Annotated in this window: 9 protein-coding genes and 1 pseudogene; 2 read left to right on the top strand and 8 right to left on the bottom strand. The window is 65.7% G+C overall.

The genetic code is table 11. The features are described from left to right. The 8 genes from CBW66_RS04025 to CBW66_RS03990 all read right to left on the bottom strand — a co-directional run. Window positions 1–1,816: secretin and TonB N-terminal domain-containing protein (locus tag CBW66_RS04025; RefSeq protein ID WP_253250930.1), on the bottom strand; the 1,816-nt coding region annotated here is incomplete at its 3' end. Next, window positions 1,813–2,352 carry a hypothetical protein gene (locus CBW66_RS04020; RefSeq protein ID WP_086137143.1) on the bottom strand — a complete coding sequence of 180 codons (540 nt, stop codon included), beginning with the start codon at window positions 2,350–2,352 and terminating at the stop codon, window positions 1,813–1,815. The genes CBW66_RS04020 and CBW66_RS04025, both read right to left, overlap by 4 nt. Beyond that, window positions 2,349–2,969, bottom strand: a complete 621-nt coding sequence (gene pilO / locus CBW66_RS04015) for a type 4a pilus biogenesis protein PilO (protein ID WP_139841572.1) — start codon at window positions 2,967–2,969, stop codon at window positions 2,349–2,351. The genes CBW66_RS04020 and pilO overlap by 4 nt, the downstream gene beginning before the upstream one ends. After that, window positions 2,957–3,511 (bottom strand): hypothetical protein, encoded by a 555-nt coding sequence (locus CBW66_RS04010; RefSeq protein WP_086137141.1) that lies wholly within the window; start codon window positions 3,509–3,511, stop codon window positions 2,957–2,959. Before CBW66_RS04010 ends, pilO begins: the two co-directional genes overlap by 13 nt. Continuing rightward, a complete protein-coding gene (locus CBW66_RS04005) occupies window positions 3,502–4,305 on the bottom strand; it encodes a hypothetical protein (RefSeq protein WP_139841571.1) in 804 nt (267 codons plus the stop codon). The genes CBW66_RS04010 and CBW66_RS04005 overlap by 10 nt, the downstream gene beginning before the upstream one ends. After that, a complete protein-coding gene (locus tag CBW66_RS04000) occupies window positions 4,292–5,998 on the bottom strand; it encodes a GspE/PulE family protein (protein WP_086137139.1) in 1,707 nt (568 codons plus the stop codon). Before CBW66_RS04000 ends, CBW66_RS04005 begins: the two co-directional genes overlap by 14 nt. 10 nt (window positions 5,999–6,008) lie before the next feature. Further along, entirely contained in the window at window positions 6,009–7,202 is a 1,194-nt protein-coding gene (locus tag CBW66_RS03995; protein WP_086137138.1) for a type II secretion system F family protein, read from the bottom strand. A gap of 243 nt (window positions 7,203–7,445) precedes the next feature. After that, a complete protein-coding gene (locus CBW66_RS03990) occupies window positions 7,446–9,977 on the bottom strand; it encodes a M4 family metallopeptidase (protein ID WP_086143032.1) in 2,532 nt (843 codons plus the stop codon). 674 nt (window positions 9,978–10,651) lie between these two features. Between CBW66_RS03990 and CBW66_RS03985 the strand changes: the two genes are divergently transcribed. Both CBW66_RS03985 and CBW66_RS29330 read left to right on the top strand, forming a co-directional pair. Next, window positions 10,652–11,308 carry a hypothetical protein gene (locus CBW66_RS03985; RefSeq protein WP_086137136.1) on the top strand — a complete coding sequence of 219 codons (657 nt, stop codon included), beginning with the start codon at window positions 10,652–10,654 and terminating at the stop codon, window positions 11,306–11,308. Window positions 11,309–11,401: 93 nt separating this feature from the next. Further along, a pseudogene (locus CBW66_RS29330) lies at window positions 11,402–11,895 on the top strand (IS1595 family transposase); the annotation flags it as partial.

Genomic DNA, 11,895 nt, shown 5'->3' with positions numbered 1-11,895 from the left:
GCGGGGCCTGCTCGGGCGCGGCGACGGCATCGGGCGCGCCGCCCACGCTGGCGCGGCCGCCCACGGACGCCTCGGTGCCGGAATTGAACTCGGCCGTCATCAGGTCCGGGCGGCGGATGCTGCGCAGCAGGCGCGGCGTGATCGACAGCACGATCTCGCTGCGCATGGCGTCGTCCTTCTGGCTGCCGAACAGGCGGTTCAGCACGGGCAGCTCGCCCACGCCGGGCACCTTGTTGGCCGTGCCCCGGTCTTCGTCGCTGATCAGGCCCGCCAGCACCTGCGTCTCTCCATCTTTCAGCCGCAGCACGGTGGATGCGCTGCGCGTGCCGATCTGGTACGCCTGCGTGCCCGTCTTGCTGATGACCTCCTTGACCACGTTCGATACTTCCAGGTTGATCTTGATGGCCACTTCATCGTCCAGGTAGACGTTCGGTTCCACGTCGAGTTTCAGACCCACGTCGATGTAATTGACGCTGTCGGAACTGACGCCGTTATTCGTCGTGACGGTAATCACCGGCACGCGGTCGCCGATGAGAATCTTCGCCTTTTCCTTGTTGCGCACGCGGATGCGCGGGTTGGCCAGGATATTGCTGTCGCTGTCCGTCTTGTTGGCGTTGAGGGTGACGCCGCCGATGCCAAGGTTGATATTCTCGCCATTGATGCGGTGCAGGTCGGCCACCTTCAGGCCGCCCAGGCCGCCCGTGCTGCCTGCGACGCCGGCCAGGGTCAGGCTGGCCTGGTCGGGCCAGCGCACGCCCAGTTCCATCAGGCGCGTGCGCTTGACTTCCAGCACCTCCACTTCCAGCATCACTTCCGGGTCGGCCAGGTCCTGCACGTTGATGATGCGCTCGGCCATGCGCACCATTTCCGGCGTATCGCGCAGCATGATGATGCCCAGGCGCTCGTCGGTGACGACGTCCTTGGCCTTGAGCAGGGTCTTGATGGAAAACGCCACCGTCTTGACGTCCGCATTGGCGAGGAAGAAAGTGCGCACCACCAGCTGTTGGTAATCCTTCACCTTTTGCGGCGTGTTCGGGTAGATCGTGATCGACTTGTCGCTGGTGACGCTTTGCTCGAGCTGGTTCGCGCCCAGCAGCATGGCAATCGCCTCTTCGATGCTGGCGTCGCGCACGGAGATGGTGGCGCGCAGGGCGGGGTCGACTTCCTTGTCGAAGACGAAGTTCAGGCCCGACACCTTGCTCAGAAGATCGAATACGGAGCGCAGGGGCGCGTCGCGAAATTCCAGGGTTACGGGTTTGCGGTAGGCCGCCGCCAGCTTGCCGCCGGCCGGCAGGCTTTTCGACTGCGCCTCGCCGATGCGGCTTTTCAGGGCTAGCGCCTCGCGCTGCGCGGGACGTTCCTGCAGCACCTGGCGCAAGGCTTCCTGTGCCTGCGCGACATTCGCCTCGCCGCCGCGCTGGTAGCTGGCCTGCGCTTCCTGCACCAGCTTGCGGTGCCGCTCATCCTGCGCCACGCCGACCAGGCCCCGCTGCGCCACGTCGTTGCTGGCGTCGAGCGCCAGCGCCTGCTGGTACAGCGCCTGCGCTTCGGGCAGCTTGCCCTGCTGGCGCAGCGCTTCGGCGCGGCCATTCAGGCTGTTCAGCGCGCGCATCCTGCCGTTGGTGACGGCGATGCGGTACTTGGCGTTGGTCGGCTCGGCTTGCGCCGCTTGTTCCAGCAGGGCCAGGCCCTGTTCCGTGCGGCCGGCGCCCAGCATGGCCTGGCCGTCGGTATAGGCCTGGTTGCCGGCGCAGGCGGCCAGCAGGGACAGCATCGGCAGCAGGGTAATGCCGGTACGTGGTGTGCGTCGTTTCAATTGAGGTCCCCTACGGCGAGTGTCTGTTTCAGGTTGAGCGGCAGATAAGTAAATTGCAGGGCGCCTTGCACCACGCCGTCGAAGCGGTAACGCTCCTCGAGCGTGTCGCCGGGGCGCGCCACCACGTTGCGTTCGCCCGCCTGCAGGAAGTAGGCGGCCTTGCCTTCGTCGACAAAGCGGCCGAGGAACTGGAAGGGCAAGGGCGGCGGCGCGTTCGCGTCGACGGCGGCGACAGTGCGCGTGGCCTGGGCCGCCTGCTGGTCGAGCATGATCTTTTTCGGCGTCTCCGGCTGCCAGCTTTGCTTGGCGAACAGGGTGGCCGCTTCCTCGTCATCGAGGCCCCGGCGCGGTTCGATGGCCAGTGCGCGATTGGCTGGTGCAGCGGCAGTGGCGACGACGAGGGGCGCGACCGCCACCCGTTCCACCTGGCGCGGCGTGGCCGTGGCCGGCCCCACGATGCTGCCTTCGTCCTCGGGGGCAAAGAGGGCCGCCAGCAGGGTCGCCACGGCGGCCGCGCCCAATACGGCTTTTTTCATCGGCGCACCTCCGCCTTTTTCACCAGCAGGATGAACTGGATGCGCGCATCGATCTCGCCCGCCTCGATCTGCTCGCGCTTGAACAGCACGGAATCGAGCGTCAGCGTGGGCAGCGCCTGCAGGGCATCGACGATAAAGGTTTGCAGCTGCGCGTATTCGGCCTTCACGGGCAAGGTGATCTGGTAGCGCAAAAAGGCCGTGTTGCCGTCTTCCTGCGGCTTGTAGTCGGCCTTGGCCAGGGTGACGCCGCTCTTCTGTGCCACTTCCAGCAAGGTTTTCAGCTGCTCGGGAATGCTGTCATGCGCGGGCAGGTAGGCGTGAAAGGCGGCCAGGCTGTCGGCGTCGGCATCGAGTGTGACGGGCGCCGGCGGCAGTGCCGCCTGTTTCGCCATGACGGCCAGCTGCGCCGCCAGTTGCTGCTGGTGCGCGCCCAAGGTCTCGCCCTGCAGCATGGCGAAAGCGGCCAGTGCCAGGCAGGCGGCGCCGATGGCGCTGGGCCAGCCGAGGGTGCGCCACAGCCGCTGCGCTTCCCACCGCAGGCGCGGCGGCAGGCGCAGTTGCAGGCGCGGCCGGGCCACGGGCGTGCCGGTTTTGAACACGGGTTTTATTGCCGCCATTGCGCCTCCAGCTGAAAACGGTAAGGGTGTTCGGGGGCGTTCGCATGCGCGTTACTGTTTATCTCGTGCTTGAGCAGATACACGGAGCTGAACATGGGCTGCTGGTTCAGGAAGGCCAGGTAGTTGAGCATGTCTTGCGGGGTTTCCGCCTCGGCGGCGATTTTCAGCACGCTGGCGCCATCCTGTCCCTGCTGCGCGTTCAGGTCCAGTCCCAGCAGGGCCACGCGCACGTCGCGTGGCGCCTGCACCGTCCTGACCAGGCGCGTGACGGGCAGGTTGAGCTGGCGCACGGCGGCGGCGACCTGTTTCAGTTCGATGTCGCGCTCGCGCTGCTGGCTTGCCGAGAGGGGCGCACGCACGGAACGCGCGGGCTGCAGCTGCGCCAGCTGTGCTTCCAGGCGCCGCGTTTCCTGCGCCTGCACCAGCCAGTACACGGCGGCCGGCAGCAGCATCAAGCCGCCCGCCAGGCACAGGGCCAGGCGCCAGCCCTTGAACGTCTGCGCGGCGCCGGGCGGCAGGAATTCCAGGCGGCTCAGGCCCATGCGGCCTCCCGCATCAGGTGGGCGGCGCCGGCCACGGCGATGGGCACGAAGCGTTCGGGCACGTTCGTCTGCGGCACGCCGCTCAAGTCGATCAGGGCCACGTGCTCGATGGCGTCCAGCTGCGGCGCGCGCAAGTTCCAGCGCCGCCACGCCCGCTCCAGTTCTTCGCCCCAGGCGGGGCCGCAGGACTGGCTGTGCAGGGCCGTGATGCGTCCGCCGCCCGTCGTTGCCAGCAGCAGCCGTCCCGCTTCCACCAGGGCGAAGGCGGCAGGTTTGCTACCGGCAGCTTTGCTGCCGGCGATGCTGCGCCAGGCCGGCCCGGCGATCGGTTCGATGGACAGGCAGCGCCGGCCATGCGCGGCCGCCGCGTCCTGCACGCCTTGCAGCAGGGCCGCATCGATGCCGCAGGCCAGGCGCGGCATGCCGTATGGGGCGTCGTCGGCGGCCAGGCGCCAGGCGCGCGCGCCATCGCCGTAGACGGCGGCGAACTGGCTATGCAGGAAGCGCTGGGCGCTGCTCCGCTCGAGCAAGGCGCCGCTCCACGGCACCATCAGCATGGCGCACCAGCGGCTGGCCAGGCTGACGGCCAGCGGCAGTTTTTTTTCCTGGTGTTGTTCCAGCCAGCCGCGCAGGGCGGCCAGCGCCACGTCCCAGCCGGCGTCGGGATTCGCAATGGGCAGATGGAAGGCGCTCTCGGGCAAGGGGCGGCCGGCGCGGCGCAGCACGCCGTGCAGCCCGTGCGGGGCCAGGTAAAGGCACACGGTGGCGCGGGTAAGGCGTTCAATAAGTGACACGATTGAGCTCCGCTAAAGTGGTTTCGCCGCGCCGCACCAGGTCCAGGCCCGCCTCGCGCGCCAGGCGAAAACCGTTGCGCGCCGCCTCTTCCTTCATCTGGCTCAGCGGCGCGCGCGTGCAGATCATTTCACGCATGGCATCGCTGAGCATCAGCACCTCGGCGACGGCCTTGCGGCCCTTGTAGCCGGTGCCGCGGCAGTGGCCGCAGCCCTTGCCGGCCATGAATTGCCAGTCCTGCACCTGGTGCAGGGCCAGCCCGCTGTCGCGCAATTGCTGCGCGTCGGCCAGCACCTCGGCGCTGGCGTCGACGGCGCAATGGGCGCAATTGAGGCGCAGCAGGCGCTGTGCCACGATGCCGTTCAGGGCGGCCGCAAAGCTGTAGGCGTCGACGCCCATGTGCAGGAAGCGGCCGACCACGTCGAACACATTATTCGCATGCACGGTGGTAAACACCAGGTGGCCCGTGAGCGCGGCCTGCACGGCGATCTGCGCCGTCTCGTCATCGCGGATTTCGCCGATCATGATCTTGTCGGGGTCGTGGCGCAGGATGGAACGCAGGCCGCGCGCGAACGTCAGCCCCTTCTTTTCATTGACGGGAATCTGCAGCACGCGCGGCAAGCGGTATTCGACGGGGTCTTCGATGGTGACGATCTTGTCGCGCCCCGTGTTGATTTCCGTGATGGCCGCGTACAGGGTAGTGGTCTTGCCGGAACCGGTGGGCCCCGTCACCAGCAGCATGCCGTGCGGCTTGGCGGCCAGGCGGCGGATCTGCTCGATGGCATCCTCGTTCAGGCCCAGGCTTTCCAGGCGCAGCGCCTGCGCCGCCTCCGTCAGCGCGCGCCGGTCCAGCAGGCGCAGCACGGCATCCTCGCCAAAGATATTGGGCATGATGGAGACGCGAAAGTCGATCTCCGCCCCTTTTACGCGCACCTTGAAGCGGCCATCCTGCGGGATGCGGCGCTCGGCGATGTCGAGATCGGCCATGACCTTGATGCGCGAGATGATCTGCTCGGCCATCGCCAGTCCCTGCACCTGGCCCGCCTGTACCAGCACGCCGTCGACGCGGTATTTGATGACCAGGCTGGCCACGTCGCATTCGAGGTGGATGTCGCTGGCCTGGAATTTCAGGGCATCGTAGATGGTGGAGTTCACCAGTTTCACGACCGGGCTGCTGTCCTCGCTGATGCGGATCAGCGAGATGTCCTCGATGCTCTGGTCCAGTCCCGGCACGTCACTGTCGTCATCCTGGTGCTGCATTTCCTGCATCGCCTGCTGCACGCTTTCCTGCTGCTGCAGGTAGGCAGCCAGGTCGTCCGGGTGCGCCAGCGCCACCGTGAAGGGCGTGGACAGGGCGAAGTCGGCCCATTGCAGCAGGTCCTCGCTGAAGGGATTGCCGATGACGAGCACGGGCGGCGCGCCCGGAGCATCCGGCTGCAGCAGCACGCAATCGCGCTGGGCGCAATCGGTGTAGGGCAGCAGGGCAAAGGCGGGCAGGGCGGCCTGCAGTTCGGCCATCGTCCAGGCCGGGTAGCGGAACAGGGCAGCCAGCTGGCGCAAAAAGACTTCGGGCGGCAGGGCCGCCGTTTCCTGCAGCACGGCCATCTGCGCACGGCCCTGTTCCAGCGCGCTGGCGTGGGCGCGGCGCAGCATGGCCGCATCGAGCACGGCCCGTTCTTCGTCGCGTGCGTTCATGACATGACCTTCACGATAAGCTCCCCGCCAGTTCAAAGATCGGCATGTACATCAGCACCACCACGCCGCCGATGACGACGCCGATGATGGTCATCAGGAGCGGCTCAAGCAGGCGCGACGCCCAGTCCACCCAGCGGGCGAATTCCTCGTCGTGGAATTTGGCGGAGCGTTCCAGCATGTCGCCCAGGCGGCCCGTGTTCTCGCCCACCTTCAGCAGCGATTGCGCCACCGGCGTGGCCATGCCGGCCTGTTCCAGCGCGGCGGAAAACGGCATGCCTTCCTGCACCGCGCGGCGCGCCTGCGCCAGCTGTTCCTGCTGCGCCGGCAGCAGCATGGGCGCGACCATGGCCAGCGCCTTGTGCAGCGGGATGCCCGCGTGCAGCAGCAGGCTCAGGGCGCGGTAGAAGCGCGCCAGGCGGAATTCCGCCGCTTTCCCGGCCAGCACGGGCAGGCGCAGCAGGCGTAAGACCAGGGCCTGGCGCGCGCCGGCATGGGCGACGCCGAAGACCACGGCACCGACGGCCGCGGCCAGCGCGCCGGCGCACAGCAGCGGATGCGCGGCCAGGGTCTGGCCAAAACCGAGCAGCATCTGCGACATCCAGGGAATTTCGCGGCCCGAGCTTTCGTAGACCACACTGAATTTGGGTACCACATAGCCGAGCAGGAACAGGGTCACCAGGCCGCCGACGACAAGCAGCATGCACGGGTAGATGGCGGCGGAGATGAGCTTTTTGCGGATGGCGTCGAACTGCAGCTGGTAGGCGACGAAGCGCGCCAGCGCCTCGGGCAGGTTGCCCGAGCGTTCGGCCGCATGCACGGTGGCGATGTAAATGTCGGGGAAGATATCGGGGAAATCGGCGAGGGTGTCGGAAAAGCTTAGGCCCTGCTGCAGGGTGAGCACGATGGCGGCCAGGGTGGCCCTGGCGCCAGGGCGCGTTTCCTTGTTGTGCAGGGTGGCCATGGCCTCGCCCAAGTTCAGGCCCGCTTCGAGCAGGGCCAGCAGCTCCTGGCTGAATTGCAGCAGGGGCAGACCCTGTTTGCCGGGACGCAGCGCGGCGCCCGCGTCCTGCGCCGGGCCGTCGTCGACGGCCAGCACGCGCCAGCCGCCGCGCACGGCCGCGCGGATCGCCTCTGCCTCGCTGGCGGCGTCGATGGCCAGCGCCTGGCTGCCCGCCGGGCCCTGCACCTGGAGGTGGAACTGCATGGCCGGCTCAGGCGAGCATGGTGGCAGGCGTAAAAATGGACGGGCTGGAATGGGGGAAAGCGCGTGCGGGCAAGGTTGAAGTAGGCATCGGTCAGGAACCATCCAAAAAAGTTCAATTCGTCGCGGGTACCGGCAGCAGGCAAGATGCAGTCACTGCTTCAGGGTAGACTGGAATTGCCAGGAAATCAATCGTGCTGTGCGGGCAAGCCCCTGCCTCGGTGGCTTGCCCGCACGTTCAAGCGCTTACTGGGTAATCAGGCTGACCTTGTCGATCACGAACGAGGTTTGCAGCGACGCGTCCTCGGTGGCGGCAAACGAGATCTGCACGGTCTGGCCCTTGTAGGCGATCAGGTCGAAGGTGCGGATCTGGTAGCCGGCCGCCTTGTTCACGTTCGAGTACGAGGCCAGGGTGCCCAGCACCGTGCCGGCGCTGTTCTTCACGGTGACGACCAGCTTGTCGTACACGGTATTGCCCGTTTCAGCCGTGTCGATATGCAGCGCGAAGCTCAAGCTGGCGGACGTGGCGGCGGCCGGAATGGCCACGCTTTGCGTCAGCGATTCGCTGGCTGTCGTGCCATTGCCGCCCAGCCAGGCGTACTGCGTGCCTTCGTACGCGGTTTGCCCCGTAAACGTGCCGATGGCGCCCGTGGTGCCGCTCCAGCCCGTAGCGCCGGCTTCGAAGCCGCCGTTCGTCACTCTTTCGGTGGCGCTGCTGGTGCCCACCGTCAGCGTGGCGTTGTTCGACGTGGCCGTCACGGCGGGCGAGGACGAATCCGTCACCGTGGCCTTGAAGACGGCGCCGCTGTCGGCCGCCACGGCCGTGAAGCTGTAGGCGGGCGAGGTGGCGCCGCTGATCACGGCACCATTGCGGTACCACTTGTAGGTGTACGGCGCCGTGCCGCCGCCCGCGCCCACGGCGAACGAGGCGGTGGCGCCCGGTGCGACGGTGATGCTGGCCGGCTGGCTGGTGATGGTCACCGCGCCGCCCGTCGTCGATTCATCGACGTCGGTACCCACGTTGATGGCCGCATACGCGCGCTTGACGGCGATCGATTCCGCGCTACCTACGCCATACAGTTCCTCGGCTGCCTGCAGCACCTTGTTGCGCGCGTCGGCGTAGTTCGTCGACGAGGTGAACTTGGTGGTGGCGGCCTTGAACCAGATACGGTAAGCCTTGTCGCTGCCGATACCGGTCATGGCCAGCGGGCTCTTGTTCAGGTAGGAGCTGTAGTAATCGCTGCTGGAGGTGGAGTTCGAGCCTTGCGACAGGAAGTAGAACATGCGGTTGTTCGGGCCGCTGCTGTAGTGAACGTCGAGGTTCTTGATGGTGCTGCTCCATGCATTCGGGCTGCTGCCATCCTTGCTCGGCTTGTACAGCCAGCGCAGCGGCTGGCCATTCTTGGCGATTTCCTTGCCCGTCATCCAATCGTTGCCCGTGTTGGGGATGGTAGTGCCCGTGCCGCCTGCACGCGCATACGCTTCCACCATCTCGCCGGCGATGTCCGAGCTCGATTCGTTCAAGCCGCCCGATTCCTGTGAGTAGATCAGGCCCGAGGTGGCGTCCGTGATGCCGTGGCCCATCTCGTGGCCGATCACGTCGATGGAGCCGAGGTTGTTGAACGAGCTGCCGCCGTCGCCGATGTACATGCATTTGCAGTTGCCGTCGTAATAGGCGTTGTCGTAGGCCGTGTTGACGTGGGCGGCGATGTGGGTGGCCGTGTTGTTGCCGTCCAGGCTGGACCAGCCCAGCACATTCTTGTGCGTGTCGTAGGTGTTCATCAGGCCCCACATCGCGTTGACGGCCGCCGTCTGGCCGTTGGCGTTGGTGGTGCTGCCGCCATTGATGTATTGCTGGCCATCGCCCCAGGTATTGCTGGTGCTGCTGTACACGCTGCCCGAGGTGGTGCCGTGGTTGGCATTCGTGATGGCCATGCCGCCGAAGCTGCCGCCCGTGCCGCGGCTGGGGTCCTTCATGGTGTAGGTGCTGCCGGTGAGCGTGGTGTTGAGCGGCACCTGGCCGTTGTACTGGCTGTTGCCGATGCCGGCGACGGTTTTCAGGGCTTTCCATTGACGCAGGATGCGGCCATCCCGGGCGCTGACGATGGTGTCGTAGTAGACGGGCTTGCTGCCGCTGATCATGCGCGTCTGCACCAGGTAGGCCAGCTCGTAGTGGTCGACCACGTCCTGCACGTCGAGGGCGTTCAGCGCGGCTTCCGATTTGTTCTCGGCACCGGCCACGCGCACCGTTTTCATGACGGGGTAGATCAGCAGCTGCGCATGCGGCGGTACGTGGTCGACGGCCGGCACGCCGATGCTTTTCACGGCGGCGGCGATGGCGGCGGCGGCGCTGACGGCCGGCGTGGTGTCGATATCGGTGGTGGCGCTGCGGGTGACGGAATTGATGCCGCCGCTACCGAGGCCGGACGCGCGGTCCGACACGGATTCGCTGACGATGTCGCCGGCGTTATTGCTGACCACTACCGTCTCGGAACCGAAGACGGGCAAGCCCTTGTAGGTGTGCTGGACGCGGCTCACGCGCGTGCCGCTGACGCCCGGATGCTGGGCGCCGACGGCAAAGCCATGCTCGGCATTCAGGCCGCGGCTGCGTGCCTGCGCGGCCAGCTTGTTGACCAGGCTGGCGGTCTCTTGTGGAGAAGCCAGGGTGACCGGGGCGGCCATCAGGGTTTGTGGCAGCGGCGTGGCGGCATCGGCCGTGGTGGCCATCAGCGGCAGGGCGGCGATGGATGCGGCAACTATCGTCAAACGTAAATTCATTTCTGCTCCATGGTATCGGTTAAGGAAATGGTGAATGAGCTGGCCGCGATGCCTGATGGCCACCCCGGCGTGCCTGGCGGCGGGCGGATAGTCTGCCGTTTTTGTGGTGGCGTGACGCCGGGTAGGGGGACACTAAACTTGTCGAGATCGCCATGTCAAAAATTTCAAGAAATGGGTCACTACGCGAATTTTTGTTAAGAATTGAACATTTATCGGCATCGTATCGTTGGAAAGTTTGATCTACCACAAGCTGCAACTTTTGTTTTGGACTACTTCCCCTAATGGAGCGCTCTGTTGGAAAAACACTGTTGCCTTTTCTAAATGTTGCGATCTACACTAGCTCTTCGCATTGCCCCCAGCGGAGCATGCGAAGACAAAAAAAGCGCACGCGGCAATGACCGCGTCCAGATACAGCGCATCGGGAAAAAAATCGGGAGTTTCATATGACGTCATTTCTGTTTTCTGCTGTTGGTTTCAGCCATTTCCCCTCTGCCGCGGCATTCATGCTGCATCCGCCGTCCTAGGCGCCGCCACCCTGCTGTTCCCCCGCGAGGGGGCTCTTTCCGCAAATCCGACCGCCCCGCAGGGCGCGGCCGCTGGCGCAGTGCATCCTTTTTTTCAGGAAGGGTTGCCGGCTCCTGGTGCGTGCACCGGAATCACCGGCCCGACGAACTATGCTTTCGATAGCGACCAAAGTGGAACAGATCGTGATGGAATCGGCCTTTCTCAGCGAGGGACTGGGTCGGGGCTTGCTGAACCTGTCGGAACTGGCGCGCCAGCTGCAGCCGCAATTGCAGACCGACTTATGGAAACCGGTGGGGCAGGCCGCCGTGGTGATGGCGCTGCGCCGCCTGGCCGAGCGGATGCCGCAGCAGAAAAACGGCGAGATCGTGCTGGCGCACCGTGCGGGCGAACTGTCCACGCGCAGCGAATTGATGGTTTTTACCTACCGCTATTCCGACCAGACGTATGCCTGCCAGCGCCAGCTGCTGGCGCTGGCAGCGCCTCAGCGGGGCACGTTCATCACCATTACGCGCGGCGTCAACGAGGTGATGGTGATCTGCAGCCGTTCGCTGCATGCGCTGGTGGAAGAGGTCTTCGGCGAAGAGCAGGAACTGGCGCGCCTGGAACGGGTGACGGCCGTGACCCTGCACCTGGCGGCCGAAACCTGCTATACGCCGGGCGTGTATCACGCCATCCTCAAGCGCCTGGCCTGGGAGCGCATTAACCTGATCAACATCATTTGCACGTATACGGAACTGACCTTGCTGCTGGAAGCATCGCAGACGGGCGCGGCCTTTTCCGTATTGTCGAAAATCGTCGCGCAATGAAAAAGGCTCTGTCCCCGCTAAGTAGGGGAAGYTCAGGAATCTTCCTGTGTCCCTGCTGTCTGACTGTGCATCGCAGACAAACGGGAGCCTTTCATGCAGGTAGCTCAATGGAACACTTTCATTGCCCAGTTCGCCGCACTGAACCGTCGTCARCGCCTGGCGGGTATCGCTCTGCTGCGAGGAAGCGCACCGCGGGGCGCTGCCGCGGCACTGATCGAAAGCGTGGCCCGGCAGCGATTGCACTGTCCTGCCTGCAATAGCAGTCATGCKCACCGGCATGGCCATGCGCAYGGACTGCAGCGCTGGCGTTGCGTGCCGTGCGGCMGCACCTTCAATGCGCTCACCGGCACGCCGCTGGCGCGCTTGCGCCATAAATCACTGTGGCTCGATTACGCCGATTGCCTGCTGGCATCAGATTCCGTGCGCAAGGCGGCGAACCTGCTGGGCGTGCACCGCAACACCACCTTTCGCTGGCGCCACCGGTTTTTATCGTTGGCAAAAACGGACCGGCCGCATTGCCTGCATGGCATCGCCGAAGCGGACGAACTGTATGTGCTCGAATCGGAAAAGGGCGCGCGGCATCTGAC

The sequence above is a fragment of the Janthinobacterium sp. GW456P genome (assembly GCF_002127655.1).
GTDB lineage: Bacteria > Pseudomonadota > Gammaproteobacteria > Burkholderiales > Burkholderiaceae_D > Janthinobacterium.
This window is presented reverse-complemented; position numbering and strand designations above follow the sequence as displayed.